The organism is Acinetobacter sp. ANC 4178 (assembly GCF_004331175.1).
Classification (GTDB): domain Bacteria; phylum Pseudomonadota; class Gammaproteobacteria; order Pseudomonadales; family Moraxellaceae; genus Acinetobacter.
Genome location: NZ_SJOD01000006.1, coordinates 246107 through 267180 on the forward strand (window position 1 = coordinate 246107; position 21074 = coordinate 267180).

The 21074-nt window shown below is 44.7% G+C and carries 19 protein-coding genes and 1 tRNA gene; 6 read left to right on the forward strand and 14 right to left on the reverse strand.

Going from position 1 to position 21074, the window contains the following annotated elements; translation table 11 throughout:
* Nucleotides 1-8: 8 nt before the first annotated feature.
* The 6 genes from E0H87_RS13875 to E0H87_RS13900 form a co-directional block, all read right to left on the reverse strand.
* The gene (locus E0H87_RS13875) at nt 9-1073 is read right to left on the reverse strand and encodes an enoyl-CoA hydratase/isomerase family protein (protein WP_227547365.1); all 1065 of its coding nucleotides are present in this window, start codon (nt 1071-1073) and stop codon (nt 9-11) included.
* Between the two features lie 9 nt (nt 1074-1082).
* Nucleotides 1083-1886: an enoyl-CoA hydratase gene (locus E0H87_RS13880; protein WP_131324125.1), complete on the reverse strand. Its 804-nt coding sequence runs from the start codon at nt 1884-1886 to the stop codon at nt 1083-1085.
* Between the two features lie 93 nt (nt 1887-1979).
* The gene (locus E0H87_RS13885) at nt 1980-3104 is read right to left on the reverse strand and encodes an acyl-CoA dehydrogenase family protein (RefSeq protein WP_131324206.1); all 1125 of its coding nucleotides are present in this window, start codon (nt 3102-3104) and stop codon (nt 1980-1982) included.
* A 126-nt stretch (nt 3105-3230) separates the two neighbouring features.
* Nucleotides 3231-4886 carry an AMP-binding protein gene (locus tag E0H87_RS13890; RefSeq protein ID WP_131324126.1) on the reverse strand — a complete coding sequence of 552 codons (1656 nt, stop codon included), beginning with the start codon at nt 4884-4886 and terminating at the stop codon, nt 3231-3233.
* A gap of 84 nt (nt 4887-4970) precedes the next feature.
* Nucleotides 4971-5861 carry a 3-hydroxyisobutyrate dehydrogenase gene (gene mmsB, locus E0H87_RS13895; protein ID WP_131324127.1) on the reverse strand — a complete coding sequence of 297 codons (891 nt, stop codon included), beginning with the start codon at nt 5859-5861 and terminating at the stop codon, nt 4971-4973.
* Nucleotides 5862-5872: 11 nt separating this feature from the next.
* Nucleotides 5873-7390, reverse strand: coding sequence for a CoA-acylating methylmalonate-semialdehyde dehydrogenase (locus tag E0H87_RS13900; RefSeq protein WP_131324128.1), 1518 nt, complete (start codon nt 7388-7390; stop codon nt 5873-5875).
* 169 nt (nt 7391-7559) lie between these two features.
* Here E0H87_RS13900 and E0H87_RS13905 point away from each other — a divergent pair, with 169 nt between their 5' ends.
* Entirely contained in the window at nt 7560-8441 is an 882-nt protein-coding gene (locus E0H87_RS13905) for a LysR family transcriptional regulator (protein WP_131324129.1), read from the forward strand.
* Nucleotides 8442-8464: 23 nt separating this feature from the next.
* Here E0H87_RS13905 and E0H87_RS13910 read toward each other — a convergent pair whose 3' ends face one another.
* On the reverse strand, nt 8465-8929 hold the full coding sequence (locus E0H87_RS13910) for a surface-adhesin E family protein (RefSeq protein WP_131324130.1): 465 nt from the start codon (nt 8927-8929) through the stop codon (nt 8465-8467).
* A gap of 158 nt (nt 8930-9087) precedes the next feature.
* Nucleotides 9088-10008 carry a LysR family transcriptional regulator gene (locus tag E0H87_RS13915; RefSeq protein ID WP_131324207.1) on the reverse strand — a complete coding sequence of 307 codons (921 nt, stop codon included), beginning with the start codon at nt 10006-10008 and terminating at the stop codon, nt 9088-9090.
* A gap of 120 nt (nt 10009-10128) precedes the next feature.
* Between E0H87_RS13915 and E0H87_RS13920 the strand changes: the two genes are divergently transcribed.
* From E0H87_RS13920 to E0H87_RS13930, 3 genes are all read left to right on the forward strand, one after another.
* Nucleotides 10129-11373 carry an MFS transporter gene (locus tag E0H87_RS13920; protein ID WP_131324131.1) on the forward strand — a complete coding sequence of 415 codons (1245 nt, stop codon included), beginning with the start codon at nt 10129-10131 and terminating at the stop codon, nt 11371-11373.
* A 38-nt stretch (nt 11374-11411) separates the two neighbouring features.
* Nucleotides 11412-11738, forward strand: coding sequence for a gamma-glutamylcyclotransferase family protein (locus tag E0H87_RS13925; protein ID WP_131324132.1), 327 nt, complete (start codon nt 11412-11414; stop codon nt 11736-11738).
* 126 nt (nt 11739-11864) lie between these two features.
* Nucleotides 11865-11940 (forward strand) — tRNA-Thr (locus E0H87_RS13930).
* A gap of 55 nt (nt 11941-11995) precedes the next feature.
* Here E0H87_RS13930 and E0H87_RS13935 read toward each other — a convergent pair.
* The 3 genes from E0H87_RS13935 to E0H87_RS13945 form a co-directional block, all read right to left on the reverse strand.
* Nucleotides 11996-12835 carry an SAM-dependent methyltransferase gene (locus E0H87_RS13935; protein ID WP_131324133.1) on the reverse strand — a complete coding sequence of 280 codons (840 nt, stop codon included), beginning with the start codon at nt 12833-12835 and terminating at the stop codon, nt 11996-11998.
* Between the two features lie 4 nt (nt 12836-12839).
* Nucleotides 12840-14138: an FAD-dependent oxidoreductase gene (locus E0H87_RS13940; protein ID WP_116759076.1), complete on the reverse strand. Its 1299-nt coding sequence runs from the start codon at nt 14136-14138 to the stop codon at nt 12840-12842.
* 432 nt (nt 14139-14570) lie between these two features.
* A complete protein-coding gene (locus tag E0H87_RS13945; protein WP_131324134.1) occupies nt 14571-15455 on the reverse strand; it encodes a pirin family protein in 885 nt (294 codons plus the stop codon).
* Nucleotides 15456-15762: 307 nt separating this feature from the next.
* On the opposite strand from E0H87_RS13945, the gene ycaC reads away from it, so the two are divergent.
* Together ycaC and E0H87_RS13955 are read left to right on the forward strand one after the other, a co-directional pair.
* Nucleotides 15763-16389 (forward strand): isochorismate family cysteine hydrolase YcaC, encoded by a 627-nt coding sequence (gene ycaC / locus E0H87_RS13950; RefSeq protein WP_131324135.1) that lies wholly within the window; start codon nt 15763-15765, stop codon nt 16387-16389.
* Nucleotides 16390-16472: 83 nt separating this feature from the next.
* Nucleotides 16473-17429, forward strand: coding sequence for a LysR substrate-binding domain-containing protein (locus E0H87_RS13955; RefSeq protein WP_131324136.1), 957 nt, complete (start codon nt 16473-16475; stop codon nt 17427-17429).
* Between the two features lie 92 nt (nt 17430-17521).
* On the opposite strand, the gene ahpC is transcribed toward E0H87_RS13955, so the two are convergent.
* From ahpC to gabT, 3 genes are all read right to left on the reverse strand, one after another.
* Complete coding sequence (gene ahpC / locus E0H87_RS13960; RefSeq protein ID WP_131324137.1) at nt 17522-18085, reverse strand: alkyl hydroperoxide reductase subunit C; 564 nt, start codon at nt 18083-18085, stop codon at nt 17522-17524.
* Nucleotides 18086-18305: 220 nt separating this feature from the next.
* Nucleotides 18306-19763, reverse strand: coding sequence for an NAD-dependent succinate-semialdehyde dehydrogenase (locus tag E0H87_RS13965; protein ID WP_131324138.1), 1458 nt, complete (start codon nt 19761-19763; stop codon nt 18306-18308).
* On the reverse strand, nt 19760-21058 hold the full coding sequence (gene gabT / locus E0H87_RS13970) for a 4-aminobutyrate--2-oxoglutarate transaminase (RefSeq protein ID WP_131324139.1): 1299 nt from the start codon (nt 21056-21058) through the stop codon (nt 19760-19762). The genes E0H87_RS13965 and gabT overlap by 4 nt, the downstream gene beginning before the upstream one ends.
* Nucleotides 21059-21074 lie beyond the last annotated feature (16 nt).

The window sequence follows — 21074 nt, forward strand, 5'->3', positions numbered from 1 at the left end:
AAGCCAACTTAGACTTGCACGCTCGCCTGACGCTGTTGTCGTGACGATGGCAAAAGTTGTTCGAACTTCTGCATCAATTCAGGGTTTTCAGTTTGCCATTTCGGCTGCTTGTCTTTATCAATCAGCAAGGCACGGACGCCTTCAATCATGTCGCCTTGCTCAAACCAGATGTCTTGTAAATCCCGTTCTAATTGCATGCATTGCTCTAAAGATAGCCCCCGCCCAACATGCTGTAGCTTTAGGCTGATTTGCTTGGCCAACAAAGAACGTTGCTGCAAATTCGCTAAGATTTTCTCAGCCCAATCCATGTAGTCACTCTCTAATGTATTGGCTAGGCTGTCTTCAATTTGCGCCAATTCGGTATGTGAGAAATGTTGCCGAATCGCATCTTCATACTGTTTTAATTCACTAGGTGCAGGTTCTTTTAAATAGCGCACGATCATCTGCTCAATTAACTGTTGATTCAACTGGGGGGCCTGTGCCAACTCCATTTGCAACTGCTGTAACTGTTCACTCGGCACCAAGTAATCAATTAAATCTAAGTGCAAAGCATCGCTACTGCTGATCTGTTCCCCCGTCACCGCCATATACACACCAATGTCGTCTAAACGAGACAGAAAATGGGTTGCTCCCACATCGGGGAAAAAGCCAATCGCAGTTTCTGGCATGGCAAAACGAGATTTCTCACTGCTGACAATAATCTGGCAAGCTTGCGCCAAACCAAAACCACCACCCAAGACATAGCCATCTAAAAACACCATGACAGGTTTCGCATATTGGCGTAGGCTCTTCAGCATGTGATATTCATCTGCAAAATAACGCTGATAATTGGCGGTTCCATTTTGATAGCTATCATAGAGGAAACGAATATCCCCGCCTGCACAAAAGGCTTTTGGGCTATTGGAGTTGATCAAAACAGCTTGAACTTGATCATCCTCACGCCACTGTTCTAACTGCTGGCTAATGCCATGAATCATGCTTAAGGACAATGCATTCAAATGACTCGCGCGGTCTAACGTAATCACGCCTAAATGCCCTTGGATGCTAATCTGTAAATTATTTTCCATGCGCAGACTCCTTCTTTATTGATTTTTAAATTGGGCTGGTCGCTTTTCCACAAAGGCTTTCATGCCTTCTTTTTGGTCTACAGTTGCAAAAATGGAATGGAAAGTACGGCGTTCAAAGCGTAATCCTTCACTTAAGCTCACTTCAAAAGCACGATTAATGCTTTCTTTAATCATCATGGTGGCAGTGAGGGATCGTTGCGCAATTTTTTCCGCAGCCTCTAAGGTATAGGCCAATAATTCTTCTTTCGGTAGCACACGCGCCACTAAACCACTTTGCTCTGCCTCAACTGCACCCATTTGCCGTGCGGTTAAACACATCTCCATAGCTTTGGCTTTACCCAATGCCAAGGTTAAACGCTGTGTTCCGCCAATACCTGGAATTACACCCAGTGTCACCTCAGGCAAACCAAATTTGGCATTGTCCGCACAATAGATAAAATCGCACATTAATGCCAACTCACAGCCGCCACCCAGTGCATAACCACTTACCGCAGCGATCAACGGTTTACGACGCTGCGCAATCCGATCTGCCAAATGGAAAAAGTCATCAAAATAGATATTCGGGAAATTCAGCTCGGCCATTTCTTTAATATCAGCACCCGCGGCAAAGGCTTTTTCCGAACCTGCCAACACCATACAGCCGATTTCAGCATCGCGTTCAAACTGGTCTAAGGCTTGGTTAATTTCGGCAATCAGTTGACTGTTTAATGCATTCAACGCTTGAGGACGATTCAAGGTAATGACCCCGACACCCTTGCGCTTTTCAACTAAAATGGTGTCCCACTGTAAGTCTTCAATGAAATTTTTTTCCCACTGCATGTTGCGATCCTTCTTCTATAGACCAATGCACATTTAACGTTAAAATCTCGTGATCGTTGGCAGGTGCAAGGGTCAGTTTTTTCGATATTGGGTTTATAAACTACGGGCAATCACCAAGCGTTGGATATCACTGGTGCCTTCGTAAATCTGACAAATTCTGGCATCACGATAAATCCGCTCAATTGGGAAATCTTTCAGATAGCCATAACCGCCAAAGATTTGTAAGGCATTCGAACAGACCCGTTCGGTCATTTCAGAGGCAAATAATTTCGCCATCGACGCTTCGGTTAAACACGGCTGACCTGCTTCTTTTAAACGCGCCGCTTGATGCATCAACTGACGTGCCGCGGCAATTTCTGTTGCCATACTGGCCAGTCGGAACGACACCGCTTGCTGCTCAAAAATTGGCTTCCCAAAAGCTACACGCTCTTTAGCATAACGGGTGGCTTCCTCCAAAGCAGCACGCGCCAATCCAACAGCCTGCGCGGCAATGCCAATACGTCCGCCTTCCAAATTAGACAAGGCAATTTTTAAACCTTCGCCCTCTTTGCCCAACAACATACTTTTGTGCACACGCACATCGGTCAAAGCAATTTGACAAGTGTCAGAGGCATGTAAACCCAATTTTTCTTCGACCCGAATCACTTCATAACCCGGCGTATTACGCGGGACTAAAAAGGCACTCATGCCTTTTTTCCCTGCGCTCGGATCGGTCACGGCAAACACGATAATCACGCCTGCGTTATGCCCTGAAGTAATAAATTGCTTGGCACCATTGATGATGTAATGGTCACCATCTTTCACGGCGCGGGTTTTAATGGCTGCGGCATCAGAACCTGTGTGTGGTTCGGTCAGTGCAAAAGCGCCAATCATTTCCCCTTTGGCTAAAGGCACGAGGAATTGCTGCTTTTGCTCCTCAGTACCAAATTTCAAAATCGGCACGCAACCCACTGAATTATGCACACTCATAATGGCCGATGTCGCACCATCCGCAGCAGCAATTTCTTCCAACGCCAGTACATAGGCCAAGTTACCTGTTGCCGAACCACCCCATTCTTCAGGCACCAACATGCCCATAAAACCCAATTGCCCCATTTGCTGCAAGGCTTGCGCAGGAAAAGTCCCGTGTCGATCCCACTCACTGGCATAGGGTTTAATTTGTTCTTGGGCAAAACTTTTTGCCATGTCCTGAATCAGGACTTGTTCTTCAAAAAACATACCTTGTCGATCCCACTCACTGGCCGTCGGTTTTATCTGTTCTTGGGCAAAACTTTTCGCCTTGTCCTGACTCAGGACGTGTTCCTCAGTGAATTGCATAAATCCTTTCCTTACAATCTCTTCAATTTAAACAGTAGCCGCAGTTTGTTGTTTAGCAATTTCCTGATTGCGCAGTAAAAAGCGTTGAATCTTCCCACTTGGTGTTTTTGGAAGTTCAGTCACAAACTCAATCAAACGCGGATAAGCATGGGCAGATAAGCGTTTTTTCACAAATTGGCTCAGTTCATTTTCGAGTTCAGTACTGGCTGCACTTTCACCGGATAAAATCACAAAAGCTTTAATCACTTCGGTTCGCTCAGGGTCAGGCACACCAATCACGGCGGCTTCAATCACTGCATCATGCTCTAGCAATGCACTTTCCACATCAAATGGACCCACACGATAACCCGACGTGGTAATCACATCATCACTGCGTCCGACAAAACTCATGCTGCCATCGGCATGTATTTCAGCGGTATCACCTGTTAAATAATAATGTCCAATAAATGGCGATTTACGACTTTCTTGATAACCGCCAAACCACATCATCGGAGATTGGCTAATATCCACCGCTAAAATTCCCGGGCTATCGGCACCCAGTTCATTGCCCTGTTCGTCTAGTGCTACAACACGATAGCCAGGACTGGCAAAACCTGCCGAGCCTGCTCGAACCTCATGTTCCAATTCATGATGATTACACACCACCATCCCGACTTCGGTTTGGCCGTAATGGTCATAGATTGGTGCATCTAATACTTGTTTGAACCAGCGAAACACTTCAGGATTCAATGGCTCACCTGCACTGCTGACCACACGGAATTTGCCATGTAATTTCGCCATTTGCTTCGGATCAGCCGCCATCATCATGCGGTAAGCTGTGGGTGCACCTGCCAAGTTATTCACGCCATAGTCATTTACAATCTGACATAGACTGTCGGCAGTAAATGCACCTTCATAAAAAATAGTTGGATGACCCAATAAGAGCGGGCCAGTAATGCCGTAATACAATCCATAGGCCCAGCCCGGATCGGCAATATTCCAGAACGAATCTTCAGCTCTTAAACCAATCGCATCTTGCATATAGCCACCAAATGCAATCAGCGCTTTGAGTGGCACTTGTAAGGGTTTAGCAGGCCCTGTCGTGCCTGAAGTGAACATCAACAAGAATGGATCTTGGATGTTCATCATCTCCAATTCGCACTGATCAGACTGACGGTTTACTTCTGCCCAGAAACTATAATCGCCCTGATACAAACCCGTGCCTTTGGCTCCAGTGACCGTCACAATTGCAGGGCAACCATCTACTTCATTTAATTTGTCACGATTGCTCACATCAGTGACCACCAACTTACTCTGAGCCAGTTGTAAACGGTGCTCAATGGCTTTCGGGCCAAATGCAGTAAATAAAGGTTGATAAACCGCACCAATGCGCCATGCCGCTAAAATGGTAATAATCAGCTCAGGCGTACGTGGCAATAAACCCGAAACACGGTCACCTTTGGTTACCCCTTTCGACTTTAAAAAGTTGGCAAATTGGCTGGCACGTTGTTGTAACTCTCGAAAGCTATATTGCTCTTTACGACCATCTTTACCTTGCCAAAACAAAGCAATCCGCCCCGGCAAAGCATGTCGATCACAACATTCATAACATGCATTCAGCGCATCGACTGAACCTGATAGAAACCGTTGCGCAGCCTGTTGCAAATCAAAATTTTGCTGCGCTTGTAGATAATTTGAAGCCATCCTTTCACCTCAGTCACATTTTTGTTATTCACGACAAGGGTTTTTTATCGGGTGCATTCATTGCACCCTTTCATTTCTTTGTAATCAATTTTCTCGGGGTAAATACTGCTGGATAATGCTGGAAAAATCTAAATGCGCATTGCCTTGCAAACACAATTGTTGATAAAGCTGCTGTGCCAACCCCCCGAGTAATACAGGTTGCTTGACTTGACCTGCCGCTTCAATGGCCAAACCTAAATCTTTAAGCATGAGTTGTGAGGCAAAACCGTCGGTATAACCTCGTCCTGCGGGGGCATTCGGGCTAATATCGGGCCAAGGATTACAGATTTCCGAACTCCAGCAACGGCCACTTGAGCTATTGATCACGCCTGCCAACGCATGGGTATCAATGCCCAATCGGCTGCCCAAAGCCATGCCTTCTGCCACGGCTGCCATAGAAATGCCCAGAATCATGTTGTTGCAGATTTTGGCAATTTGCCCTGCACCGACCGCGCCACAGTGCACCGTGTTTTTGCCCATAAAACTCAGGATTGGTTTGACTTGCTCATAGGTTACCTCATCGGCACCGACCATAAAGGTCAAAGTGCCTGCTTTGGCGCCAATGGTGCCACCAGAAACAGGCGCGTCACAGACTTGAACCTGATGCTTCAAGCCCTCAGCAGCCACATCTTTAATGGTTTGCGGGTCAATGGTACTCGAGTCAATACAGAGACTACCTGCACGCATTACCGCCAGAATTCCCGTATCACCCAAATACACGTCACGTACATGCTTGGCCGCGGGCAACATACTGATGACGACATCTGCCTGCTCAGCCGCAGCATGCGGGCTATCGCACACCACACCGCCACTTTCAGCAAACTGTTGTAAGGCTTTTTCACTCAAGTCATAGCCCAACACCGTTTGCCCTGCTTTGAGCAGGTTCTGTGCCATCGAACCGCCCATATTCCCTAAACCAATGAATGCTATCTTCATCTCGCCTCTCCTTAGCGTAAACTGATGGTGGTATTCACTTCCCCTGCTTCTTGGCTGTCTTCAAACCAACGGCTGGTGATGGTTTTAGTTTGCGTATAGAACTGTACCGCTTGTTTGCCATAAGGGCCTAAGTCACCGAGCTTTGAGCCACGCGAACCTGTGAAACTAAAGAATGGCACAGGGACTGGAATTGGAATATTGATGCCCACTTGACCAATATCAATACGGTTTTGGAAAGTCCGTGCTACTGCACCACTTTGGGTAAATAAGCCCACGCCATTGCCAAATGGATTGGCATTGACCAGTTCAATCGCTTCATCCAACGTATCCACACAGAGAATGGTCAATACAGGGCCAAAGATTTCTTCTTTATAAATACGCATATCCGTGGTGACATGGTTAAACACCGTTGCCCCGACAAAGTTGCCATTTTCATAGCCTTTGACTTGAATATCACGACCATCCAGCAGCAATTCAGCGCCTTGTTCTACACCACTGTTAATTAAATCAATCACACGGGCTTTAGCACGCGGTGAAATCACAGGACCAATATCCGTATTCGGCTCATGCCCTGCATTCACGCTTAAGGTTTTGGCTTTAGCCACCAATTCATTGATCCAGTGTTTACTGTCACCGACCATGACTGCAACCGAAAGCGCCATGCAACGTTGCCCTGCCGCACCAAAGGCTGCACCGACCATGGCATTTAAAGTTTGTTCTTTATTGGCATCAGGCATCACCACCACATGGTTTTTCGCACCCATCATCGATTGCACGCGCTTGCCATGTTGGCCTGCCAAGTTATACACATGCGTACCGACAGCAGTTGAGCCGACAAAAGAAATGGCTTTGATGTCTTGATGGGTACACAGGGCATCGACCACATCTTTGCCGCCATGCACCACATTCAGTACGCCTGCGGGAATACCTGCTTCGATTGCCAACTCGACCAACATCATGGTGGAGAGCGGATCTTGTTCAGATGGCTTCAAAACAAAGGTATTGCCGCAGACGATTGCCATCGGGAACATCCACAAAGGAATCATCGCAGGGAAGTTAAATGGCGTAATGCCCGCACAGACACCTAGAGGTTGTTGCAAGGTATAAGTATCTACGCCACGTGCCACACCTTCGGTATATTCGCCCATTTGCAACGTGCCAATTGAACACGCATGTTCCACCACTTCTAAACCACGCTGGATATCACCTTCAGCATCGGCCAAAGTTTTACCCTGTTCGGCTGTGAGTACCTGTGCAATTTTCTTGGCATTGTCGCGAATCAGTTGCTGTAGTTTCAGCATAATGCGCATACGTGCCTGAATTGGGGTTTCTCTCCAGCTGGCAAAAGCAGATTTTGCTGAAGCAATCGCGGCCTGTATTTCCTCAGGTGTTGCAAAAGGGACTAAACCAATGACTTCTTGGGTTGCAGGGTTGATAATATCTTGCCATTGTTGAGTTTTAGACTCAATAAACTCACCGTTAATCAACAATTTAGCTGTAGTAATCTGAATGTTTGAAACCGTATTCATAACCTCTCCATAGGCATTCATTTTTATTGTGTTGCTGCTGAAACATACGACTTAAACCGTATATTCAATTTCTGCGTTTCAACTCAGACTAGCAAAGAAAACTTTGACCACCAATGCAGATTGGTGCACGATGGTTGTGCAATTTTGCACAGGATGTGGAAAATAAAAAATGAAAGTAGATTGGGATCATCTGCAATTTTTTTTGGTCTTGGCACGTGCCAAAACGCTGACCAATGCAGCACGGATTATTGGGGTTGAACACAGTACTGTGGCACGACGGATACAGTCTTTAGAAGTCGCATTAGGTACACCGCTGTTTAAACGTGAAGCCACAGGCTATGAACTCACCGTCGATGGCATGGCACTGGTGCCGCGTGTAGAACAAATGGAACAGGCTTTTTTACAAATTCAAAAACCGCAACAGCCACTTGAAGGTCGCGTGCGAATTGGTGCACCTGAGGGTTTCGGCACAGCGTTTTTAACCCAGTTATTGGCCGAACTGTCATTGCAATTTCCGCTGCTCACGATCGACCTGATTCCTGTTCCCAAGATGATGAAGCTGTCGCATCGTGAAGCGGATATTGTGATTTCGATTGACCGTCCGAAATCGGGTCCTTACATCATTACCCGACTGACCGATTACTGTTTAAAAATTTATGGCAGCAAGCGCTATCTGGCACAACATCCACCTATTCAGCGGATGGAAGATTTAGCGGCCCATCGTTTTGTCAATTATATTGATGATCTGATTTATAGTTCGGAGCTGTATTGCTTGGAACGACTCCCCATTCCTCTGACGGCGAATTTTCGCAGCAGCAGTATTTTGGCCCAACAAATTGCGGTCAATGCAGGGGCAGGATTGGCCATCTTGCCGCAGTTTTTGGCGCATGACCAACCCGACTTAAAACAAGTATTGCCTGAGCAGGTACGCTTCACACATACCTTTTGGATGCTGACGTTTGTCGATTTACAACATGAACCACGGATTAAATTGGTCTGGGATTATCTACGTAAACAGGCCGACCTTAAGCAAGGTATTCTTATGGATTGAGACTGGTGGGGCTGATTGCTTGATCAGTATTCGCCCATCGCAATACGACGGGTGAGCTGCTCCAAACGATCGACTTTCTGACTTTGTGGCAAAACTCGGCACACCATTTCTGCGGTGTAATCGAGTGCTGTATTGGGAATAATTGCCCGGGTCTGACTGGCGGTATAATTTTGGCTACTTAACAAGGAGCCATTTTTTTTGAAATTAGCTGATGAGCGAATACTATATTGTGCGCTGTCACAGCCGACACGGTACAAGGCCAATGAATAATCACCTAACTCCAAGCCATCTTTTTCTTTATCATTTTTAATCAGATATTTTACCCAATACTCAACTTCATTGCTTTTTGCATCGAGCACTTTGACCCGATTAAAATCAACATAAATATATTGCGAGTGATCATAATTGGCGTTGACGTAAGTCCACTCCGCACATGCAGATACGCCCCAAAATAAGCTAAAAAAACTGATCAACACACGATTTAACACAACACTATCCCCCAGATAGACGCAGGGATTATAACAACTCCAACCGATAAAGCACATCAAAAATAATTGCTAAACCACTGAAATGATTAGATTTATATCGATTAAGATTCAATATTTTCAGCACAGATTCAGCGATATTTGCATGACTGGTTGGCACTCTAGATCGACTCTGAGGAATGTTTAGCATCCTGATGGCAGACCATTTGCAAGATACTGGCAAAATTAATCGCGAGTTGAGTGGCCAAATGCTGTTTATAAATGACCGCCAATCCGACTGTGGGCACAGGTTCGGCAAAAGGTCGATACACCACGCCCTGAATTTGTAATTGTTGTGAAGATTCAGGCACCATCGATACCCCTAAATTGGCCGCCACCAAAGAGAGAATCGAGACAATCTGTGGCGCACTCTGCCCCATTTTAGGTTCAAAGCCTGCTTGCTGACAGGCATCCGTCACCGCATCATATAAGCCTGCACTGACGCTGCGCGGGGACAAAATCATTTCATGCTCACGTAAGCAGGTCACCTGTAACGGTTGCTCACCCTGCGCTAAATCCCGACGTACAGAAACCGCCGCAATCAAAGCTTCATTCAATAACTGCTGCATGGCCAAACTGCTATGAATTTGTCGCGGTGGACGAATAATAGCGACATCCAGTCGATCTTCGAGCACATAGTCAATTAATTTGAGGGAATTGGCTTCTTCCAGTTTTAGCCCAACTTTGGGGTACTGCTGCTGATAACGACGAATACTCTCGGGAATTAAAGGATTCAACATGGAGGTGCCTGTAAAACCCAAACGCAACTGCCCCACCTCGCCATTGGAAACATGGCGTGCCAACTGAATGGCATCGTCCAATTGATGTTGCAGAGGTTCAACCGCAGTGAGAAAAGCTTGCCCAACTTCGGTCAACACGACTCCTTGTGAGGTTCGCAGGAACAATTCTGCACCAATACTCTCTTCCAAATCACGAATTTGCATACTCAAGGGCGGCTGACTCATACACAAGCGCTGTGCCGCGCGAGTAAAGTTTTTTTCTTCAGCCACGGTTAAAAAATAGCGGATATGGCGCAGCTCAATATTCATATATAAAACATATATTGCTATAGACTCAAATATATTAGAAGGATAGCTTTCTCGCTGCTAGGCTTATTCTGTAAATCATCATGCAAGCCAAACACTTGGCTGTTGGAAATTCAGATGCTTAGCTCCGCTTCTTCAAGTCCAGAACTTGCCCCTATCTCCCCTTTATCCAAATCATGGATTGAATCGGGTACGAGCACTTATTACCGTGCAGGACTGGCCTTGTTCTTGGTGGGATTTGCCAGTTTCTCGCTGATTTATTGTGTACAACCTTTACTGCCTGCGTTTACTCAAACATTTGCGGTCAGTCCTGCCAATAGCGCACTAGCGTTGTCGCTGACGACCGCCTTCTTGGCTGTTTCGATTGTGCTGTCCAGTGCTTTTTCACAGGCCTTAGGCCGTCGTAATGTCATTTTCATGTCTATGGCTTGTGCGGCTGGACTCAATATCTTGGCGATGTTTATACCGCATTGGCACACCTTTCTTGCCACACGTGCTTTGGAAGGTTTTGTGCTCGGTGGTGTTCCTGCCGTCACCATGGCATGGATTGCAGAAGAAATGGATCCCAAAGCCTTGGCACAAACCATGGGGCTGTATATTGCGGGCACTGCTTTTGGCGGCATGATGGGACGAGTGGGCATGGGCATGCTGATTGAATGGGTTAACTGGCAAACGGCCTTGGGTTTACTGGGCGTCTTGTGCTTGCTCTGCGCCTGTGGTTTCTTATATTTACTGCCCCCTTCTCGCCATTTTGTTGTAAAAAAAGGGCTAAATTTAAATTTCCATGTGCAAGCATGGTGTGCTCATCTGCGCAATCGTTCTTTATTACGTCTCTATACACTGGGTTTTGTGTTGACCAGTATTTTTGTGACCCTGTTTAACTATATTACCTTCCGACTCGATGCAGCTCCGTATTTTTTGAGTCAAACCAAAATCAGTCTCATTTTTCTTTCTTATAGTTTGGGCATGGTGTCTTCATCACTGGCAGGTCGTTTGGCACAGCGCTATGGTCGGCAAAGCATGATCATTGGTGGTTTCATGTGTATGGGATTGGGCATTGCCTGCACCTTGGCATCCAACCTCTGGGTCATCATTATCGGTGTGGCATTGATTACTACAGGTTTCTTTATTGCCCACGCCCTGTGTAGTGGATTGGTTGGTGCAACAGCCCACGAGAATAAAGGACATGCCACCTCTCTATATTTACTGTTTTACTACCTTGGTTCCAGCATTATCGGTTCGGCAGGAGGATGGTTCTGGTTACATGCAGGATGGTTAGGCGTTGTTCTCTTGGCAATGCTCTTGGTGTTTGCAGGTATTGGACTGAGCCTCATTCAAATTCGTCCACAACACCCTGCTTAAAAATTCTTAATATATCTTAAAAGGAACACTTAGTCGTCATGTTGAGTTTATTTGTTTATGGCAGCTTGGGACCCAATCGTCCCAATGCACATATCTTAGAAAATATGGGTGGGACATGGGCAACAGCCTATGTACATGGTGAATTACAGGCCAAAGGTTGGGGCGCAGACTTAGGCTTTCCGGGTATTGTGCTCAATGAAAATGCCCCTGCTGTACAAGGCTTTTTATTTTTTTCGGAAAATTTAGCCCAACACTGGACGGTACTGGATGAGTTTGAAGGTGAAGGCTATGTTCGTAGCCCTGTACAAGCCACCTTAGTTGAGACAGGTGAGCTCATCAACAGTTGGGTCTACAGCCTAAAATAGATTACTTTTGATCCAAAAACAGATGATGAATCAAAACTTAGATTCAATTCATAACGCTGAGTATTCAATCGCTCATTTTTTGGCTTGCATTCAAAACAACTTAATGTAAAATGCACAGCACAAGATGCCGGCATAGCTCAGTTGGTAGAGCAACTGACTTGTAATCAGTAGGTCCACAGTTCGAATCCGTGTGCCGGCACCATTTACTTAAGCTCACTATTTATAGTGGGCTTTTGTTGTTTTTAAGCCTGCATTTTTTATTTCTTCTGTGCCGTCACTTGCACATACCGCACTACACCTTGCGTCCATAATTTCTGACACAATTTTGCCGTCAGTTTAATTTTCATCACATCAAAAGCCGTAGATTGCTCATCAGTCTGTGGGGCTGTGGTCTGCTGCCGAATATATCGGGCAAAGCCACCCAATACGGGTTCAGAGAAATCCTCAATTTGAATGTGCTCAAAACCTGCTTGCGCTAACTGTTGCTGCACAGCAACTTCATCAAGCAAATCTTTTAAATTTACATCGGCAGCTTTAAGCAACAAGGCCAACTGCATTTTTTCCACTGCATTTAAATTCAAAAACTCCGGGCTTAAAATTAAAGAATGAAATCCCAAACGACCTTTTAAATTTAAAACGCACGTAACTGAATTTAAAAATGAATTCAAACTAGAGTGATAAGCCGCATCGATACACAGCACCACATCAAAAGCTTGCTGAAAAGAAATGTTTTTTAAATTTAAAAAAGAGTGGCAATGAATGGCTTTCAGCTTGGGTATGGCTGTTTGAATTTGTTGTACACATTTGGGTTGTAATTCAACCGCTTCAATATGTTGCACCTGATACTGTTGCTGCCAATGCAACAGGCTCGCCCCTTGCCCACAGCCCAAATCCAGAAGATGATCGGACGCAGTTAATTGCACACTGTGGGCCAGATGATCGGCAAGGGCACGACAAGCTTCGGGATAGGTCTGATTTATTTCAGACCAATATCCCAAATTGCTCCAAGCCAGTTCGCTGCTGTCCCCTAATAATTTTGCATTGATGGCATATTTATGTTGGGAAACCTCTGTGCGAAGTTGTTGGAGCCATTTCATGAACTTAGTAGCCGAGTTGCGGAGCAACCTCTACTTTAGGCTTTAAGCCTACGAACGGCAATGGCGCACCAAAAATCTCAGCGATATTCATGGCAGAGGTCACTGCTGATTCTAAAATTGGCAAGCCATCACATGACCAAGAACCACAGTAGAACACTTTACGGTTTAATTGCTTATGACGCTCTTGCAGTTGTTTATTCAATGCCACGGTTTCTGAGTTCACCACCGCACGGGTTAACGTTACGCTCGAAATGATTTTTTTCGGATCAATTTCAGTCACTGGACGCCAAGTTTGGAACACAGGATTTTTACCCACGAGGCTTGGCTCAACTGCGTTTAACCAGACCGTGAATTGCTGACGGGTAAACTTACGATCCATCATATAACTTAATACCGCCCAGTCTTTACGCTTCGGTGGCATAACAGACGTGTCGGTATGAATGACCAACTGACCTTGTTCAAATTTAAATTGTTTTAATAAATCAATATCGTCTTTAAATTGCGCTTGATCAAGGAAGGTATCAATTTTATTGGTCGGGGTTGCAATCACCACACGGTCAAATTGATAACTTTCACCAGCAGAATTTTCCACCAGCACCTTATCGCCTTGCTCTTTCACATGGCTAATGGCAGAACCACTGCGGATTTCAATGCCTTGAATTAGCTTATCGACCAAGGCTGGCGTACCGCCCTGCATACGCAATAAGGCATCGCCATCGGTGAGTTGACGTAAGAAGGTCAACAACGGTTTTGCCGGCCAGTCACCAATGGTTTTCGGATTACAGGTACAAATGGTGTATAACACTGGCATCACCGCACCGTGCCAGAATACTTCTTCAATATCATTCTGGTTAATGAATTCTGCCAAGGTAATCTCTTGATTCTCAGATTTAAAAAATTGAGAAATCGCGGTTTTTAACTGCAACATACCTTTGACCAAGCGCCAACCATATTGTTTGATGCCTTTACGGTTATTGATAATCGGGAAATTACCAATACGGGTACGTGTGGTGGTGAGCCATGTTTCGGTTTTATCTTCAAATAACCAACTACATGCCATATAGGTTCGTACTGGGTAAGTTTGAATACCTAAATAGGTTGCTAAACTTAAGGTGTTTTTCCACAAGTGTGGATTCATGACACGTAAAGGTGCATCAATCAAACCGCCTTCAAATTCAGTACTGTGACTATCCATTCCACGGCCTGGTAAGGCTTCAAAAATTGTAATGTTATGTCCAGCATCTTTAAGAATTCTCGCGGTAGCCAGCCCAGCCATGCCACTACCAATAACTGCAATATCCAAAGTTATTATCCGTCAGTTACACATTAAGGAAATTATGTACTACAGGACTACAAAACAGACTATTAAAAAATGCCAGAATCGATGCTTTTAAAATTCATTAACAATTTAATTTTAGCCCGCCAAATTTACGACGCATTTATGCTTAATTTTTAAACAAAGTCTTTTTTTTAAAATAGATGCTTTATTTTTTGTTTAAAATTAGTGAATTAGATGTGTTTGTTTTTCAGACCCGATTTTACAAGCAACAAAAAAGTAGGTATCATACATTGCATAAAAGTGATAACTTCATCACACTAACCAAAATATGGCACTATGCAAATATAGATAACATCTATGCCATCTACAACAAAGCTTAAAGCGCAAAAAGCCCCGAAGTAATTCGGGGCTTCTTCTTTTTTCTAACAATTACTGCCTTCGGATTGACTGCATCGCTTAGCGATGATGTTCCTGAACTGGAATCTCACCAAATTTCCCTTGATTGAAGTCTTCAAAGGCCTGAATGATTTCCTCTTTGGTGTTCATCACAAACGGTCCATAACCCTGAATCGGTTCATTCAAAGGTTTTCCTGTCAAAATTAAGAATTTCGCATCAGTAAGCGCTTCCAACTGAATTTGTGGTTCAGCATCATGTGCAAATAACACAATCGAGTTATCCAACACTTTTTGATGACCGTTCAGCAGCATTTCACCTTGCAGCACCACAACCAAGGTGTTGTGATCGACTGGTACAAATACATCTTGGCGATGACCCGCTTTGAGCACGCCATCCCAGACATTGACTGGACTAAAGGTCGAAGCGGCACCTTGCTGCTCCGCATAAGCGCCCGCAATCACACGTAAATGCCCAACTTCATCTTCAAAGTGAATCACAGGAATCTCTTGGGCTTGAATGGCCTGATATTGTGGTGCCGTCATTTTATCGGCTGCGGGTAAATTTACCCACAACTGCACCATTTCAAACAGCCCCCCCTGCTCTGCAAACTCAGTCGAATGAAATTCTTCATGCACCAAACCCGAACCCGCAGTCATCCACTGCACATCACCCGTTTGAATAGTGCCTCCACCACCGCTAGAATCTTTATGCGTCACTGCACCTTGGTATGCAATGGTCACGGTTTCAAAGCCGCGGTGCGGATGAGAACCCACACCATGCTGTTCTTTGGTGGCTGTGAATGGATACGGCGCGGCATAATCCAACAGTAAAAATGGGCTAATGGCTTGTCCTAGACGGTCATAAGAAAATAGATTTCTAACAGGGAAACCATCACCGACCCAATGCATATTTTGGTTACGATACACGCCAGTAATTTTTTTCATTTCAAAACTCCTATCTCTAGGATTTAACATGCTGCCATGTTAAGCATTTTAAAGTGCAGTACCTAGCCCGTCTGTGCAATACACCTTCCTATTTTTACAACAATCACCCCAAGATATTGAATTGATATATTTTTATTTCCGTGTTGAGCACAACAACAAAACTATCTCAAATTTAAGACAATCTTTCCCAAGATCCTCCTTTAAGCTCAATCGAGTTTCTGCTTAATATAACAACAACGCAACCATGCTCTCAGGATAACAATGTGCATGGCTGACTTCTCTGTCTGTCCACTGAAGGAATAAGAAAATGGGTAAACCTTATACTCGTTTAGATAAAAATAATGCTGCCGTGTTGCTGGTCGATCATCAAACTGGACTGTTGTCCTTGGTACGTGACATCGACCCAGATAAATTCAAAAACAATGTATTGGCTTTGGCCGATGCCGCCAAATATTTTAACTTGCCGACCATTCTGACCACCAGTTTCGAAAATGGGCCAAACGGACCTCTGGTTCCTGAGTTAAAAGCAATGTTCCCCGATGCACCGTACATTGCCCGCCCTGGACAAATTAATGCTTGGGACAATGAAGACTTTGTCAAAGCCATTAAAGCCACGGGTAAAAAGCAATTGATTATTGCAGGTGTCGTGACTGAGGTGTGTGTGGCATTCCCTGCCCTTTCGGCACTGCAAGAAGATTTTGAGGTATTTGTGATTACCGATGCTTCGGGTACGTTCAATGCTCTCACCCGTGATGCCGCATGGGATCGCATGTCACAAGCCGGTGCTCAATTGATGACATGGTTTGGCATGGCCTGTGAACTGCATCGCGACTGGCGGAATGATATTGAGGGATTGGGTACGCTCTTCTCCAACCATATTCCTGATTACCGCAACCTCATAAATAGCTATAATCAAAATACGGGACAAAAATAAGATAAAACCAAGCGCATTACAGCATCACACCAATGCTGTAATGTGCTTAAACTTCACAGAACATGACTAACTAGAGGTGGCACATGCGTTCATTTGATGACTACTATTATTTTTATTTGGTGGTCAAACATGGTGGATTCAGTGCAGCCAGCGAAGCCAGTCAAATTACCAAATCTAAACTCAGTCGACGGATTCTAGATTTAGAGCATCAATTTAACATTACCCTGATTCAGCGTTCGACTCGGCATTTTAAAGTGACCGCGTTGGGACAAGAATTTTACGAGGAATGTTGTAACGTGATTGCGCAAGTCGAATGTGCTGAAAATGTCCTGCTCAAGCAGAAAAATGAACCACAGGGCTTGGTCAAAATCAGTTGTCCTTCGGTCATGTTGCAATACCAAATACGTCATCTACTCACCCAATTTCTAAAAGATTATCCACGGGTTGAAGTGGAGCTCGAATTAACCAGCCGTCGGGTAGATGTGTTACATGATGATATCGATCTTGCACTACGGACCAACTTTGCAGCCAATGAAGATGCCAACATTGTCGTACGTGATGTGATGCAAACCACACATTGCTTGGTTGCCAGCCCCTCCCTCTTACAAGGTCGCCACATTCAACTGATTACCGAACTCAGTGATTATCCTAGCATCGTATTGGGGACACACAAAAACCAGTATGCTTGGCATTTACACCATCGGGGTCGTCATGAAAGCATTGAAATACCATTACAGCCACGCCTGAAATGTAATGATTTAGCGGGAGTCTATTTTGCAGCACTGGATGGCTTAGGGATCGCAGATCTGCCTTATTTAACCGTTGAACACGAGATTGCTTCCGGCAAACTGATTCACATTTTACCTGAATGGTGTTCCAACCTTGGTACGGTGCAATTGGTTTACGCCTCTCGTAAAGGGCAACGTTTGGTTTTAGAAAGATTAATTCAAGTCCTGATAACAGGTTTGCGCACATTGGCGCAAGAACAACCTGGTTATCTATCTCCGATTGATCACCCCATCGCGCTCACCAGACCTTAAGCCGTAAGCTCAATTTGAATTGAATCATCTTTGAATTTAAAAAAAAATCCAGAATATCAGTTCTGGATTTTTTAAATTCAAAGTGCTTTGACTTAGATTTTACCAATCAGGTCAATCGATGGTGCCAAAGTCGCATCACCTTCTTTCCATTTTGCAGGGCATACTTCACCTGGATGTGCATGCACATATTGGGCTGCTTTCACTTTACGCAACAACTCTTGTGCATCACGACCCACGCCACCCGCATTAATTTCAATCATTTGAATTTTCCCTTCAGGGTCAATCACAAAAGTTCCACGATCTGCCAAACCTTCGGCTTCAATCAGCACGTTAAAGTTTTTCGCCAAGACCCAAGTCGGATCGCCAATCATGCTGTACTGAATTTTCTTAATTTCTTCTGAACTGTCATGCCATGCTTTATGCGTGAAATGGGTATCGGTAGAAACTGAATAAATCTCGACACCCATGTTTTGGAATTCAGCATAATGATCAGCTAAATCACCCAATTCGGTTGGACAGACAAAAGTAAAATCGGCAGGATAGAAAAATACCACCGACCATTTGCCATAAAAATTTTGTTCAGAGACTTGAACAAATTCACCATTTTGATAAGCCGTTGCATTGAATGGTTTGACTTCAGTATTGATTAAACTCATGTGTGATTCCTCGGTATAGATAACGGTATTTGCTTAACTTGGAACCAAGGATAGGAAATTTTCACATATAGGTAAAACCGTAGTTTTTTATTATTTTAATCGGTTTTAAAGATTAAAGATTTAGATTGAGTTTTTATTTTCAATTTATTTCTTCGATGAAACAAAAACACTGATTACAACCGAAGTCATAATCAGTGCAAGGAACAACAGCAGAAAAAAATTATGCTGTGGTGTCAGTGATATCGATACACATGTACTTCATTTCTAAGTACTCTTCGATGCCCCACTCTGAACCTTCACGACCTAAGCCTGACTGTTTCACACCACCAAACGGTGCAACTTCATTCGAAATTGCGCCCGTGTTTACACCCACCATGCCATATTCTAGCGCTTCGCCTACACGCCATTGACGTGCAGCACTTTGCGTAAAGATATAGCTGGCTAAGCCAAACTCAGTGTCATTTGCCAGCGCAATCACTTCAGCTTCCGTTTCAAAGCGGAATAAAGGTGCCAATGGACCAAAGGTTTCTTCTTTCGCAACACGCATGTCTTGCGTTACATCACGCAGAACCGTCGGTTCAAAGAAAGTTTTACCCAAAGCATGTAATTGACCACCGATCAGTACTTTCGCACCTTTCATTTTCGCATCATCAATATGTGATTGCACTTTAGCCACGGCTTTTGCATCAATCAATGGACCTTGCGTCGAGCCTTCAACACGACCATCACCCACTTTTAATTTCGCAACTTCAGCCACTAAACGCTCGCAAAGGGCATCATAAATGCCTGCTTGCACGTAGATACGGTTGGCACACACACAGGTTTGACCGCTGTTACGGAATTTGCTCATCATGACGCCTTGAACAGCTTGATCAAGATTTGCATCATCAAATACGATCACAGGCGCATTACCACCCAACTCTAAAGAGAGTTTTTTGATGGTTGGTGCACATTGCTGCATCAAAATACGACCCACTGGGGTTGAACCTGTGAAGCTCAGTTTGCGCACCACATCGCTATTACACAATGTTTGACCCACTTCAACCGCATCACCCGTAATGTTCAACAGAAGGTCTTGTGGCAAGCCTGCTTGCAACGCCAACACTTCTAATGCATAAGCCGATAATGGGGTTTGTTCCGCTGGTTTCACCAACATTGAACAACCCGCTGCAAGTGCAGGTGCTGCTTTACGGGTAATCATCGCAGCTGGGAAGTTCCACGGCGTAATAGCCGCAGTCACACCAATCGCTTGCTTGATCACCACCAAACGCTGATGCGCTTGCGTTGGAGGAAGAATCGCACCGTCAATACGACGGGCTTGTTCTGCAAACCAACGAATAAATGATGCTGCATAAGCAATTTCACCGCGTGCTTCAAGCAAAGGTTTACCTTGTTCAGCTGTCAACAACTGCGCCAAGTTTTCCTTATGTTCGAGCATCAATTCATACCAAGCCCACAAGATGTCAGCACGATGTAAAGCGGTTTGCTTTTTCCAAAGTGCTTGTGCTTGTTCAGAACGAGTAATGGCTGCTTCGACGCCCGCCTGATCATAGGTTTTTACCCATGCAAGGCTTTCGCCAGTCGCTGCATCTTGAACTTCAATAAAGCCACTTGAAGCAGGTGCTTCAAGGGCAATATCAGGATGTGCTAATAAATATTGCAATCCTTGTTGAATCATGCTGATTGCTCCGCAGTTTGCGCCTCAACAGTTGCTGGCAATGCTAAAGAATCAAAACCTTGTTTTAAAATGTCTAAAGCTTGACGGAATTGTTCTGTTGGAATGGTCAGTGGATATAGGAAACGAAGTACGTTGCCATTTTTACCACAAGTTAACAGCAACAAACCTTTCTGCATTGCAAAAGTTTGTACAGCTTTTGCGATATCTGCATTTTCAACTTCAACAGCAACCATAGAACCTAATGCACGAATATCGTTCACGATGGTCGTTTCAGATTGGATTTGCTTTAACACAGTCACTAATTCTACGCCTAAAACATTGGCACGTTCGCAAAGCTGTTCTTCTTCAATCGCATCAATTACCGCGTGTGCTGCTGCAACTGCAATTGGGTTACCCGCGTAAGTACCACCTAAACCACCTGGGTTTGGCGCATCCATTACGTCTACACGACCCACTACACCTGAAATTGGGAAACCACCACCAAGGCTTTTCGCCATAGTGATCAAGTCAGCTTTAGTTTCGTAATGATCCATTGCGAACAATTTACCTGTACGCGCAAAACCAGTTTGAACTTCATCAGCAATCAACAAAATACCGTGTTGGTCGCAAATTGTACGTAAACGCTTTAAGAAGTCAGCAGGAACAACGTTAAAACCGCCTTCACCTTGTACTGGCTCAAGCACAATTGCTGCTACATCATGTGCAGATACGTCTTCGCTGAAAATGTTTTCAACACTTTCAATTGCCGCATCAACAGAAATACCTTTAGATGCTACTGGGTAACGCGCATGGAATACACCACCAGGCATTACACCAAAATCGCGTTTGTACGGTGCAGTTTTACCTGTCATTGCCATAGTCATGAATGAACGACCGTGGAAACCGTTACCAAACGTAATAATACCGTGACGGCCTGTGTAAGAACGTGCAATTTTTACCGCATTTTCAACTGCTTCAGCACCTGTCGTGAAGAATGCAGTTTTAGCTTGACCTGCAATTGGTGCGCGTTCATTGATACGCTCAGCCAAAGATACATAGCTTTCGTATGGCGTTACTTGGTAAGCCGTATGGGTGAACTTAGTTAATTGTTCAGTTACCGCTGCAATTACTTTTGGATGACGGTGACCTGTATTCAATACCGCAATACCACCCGCAAAGTCGATGTACGCATTGCCATCTTTATCCCAAATTGTGGCATTTTCTGCTTTATCTGCATACCACTGACACATCACGCCTACGCCGCGTGGGGTTGCTTGCTGTTTACGCTCATTGAGTGCAGAATGATTAGCATCCATTATTTTTTCCTCATTT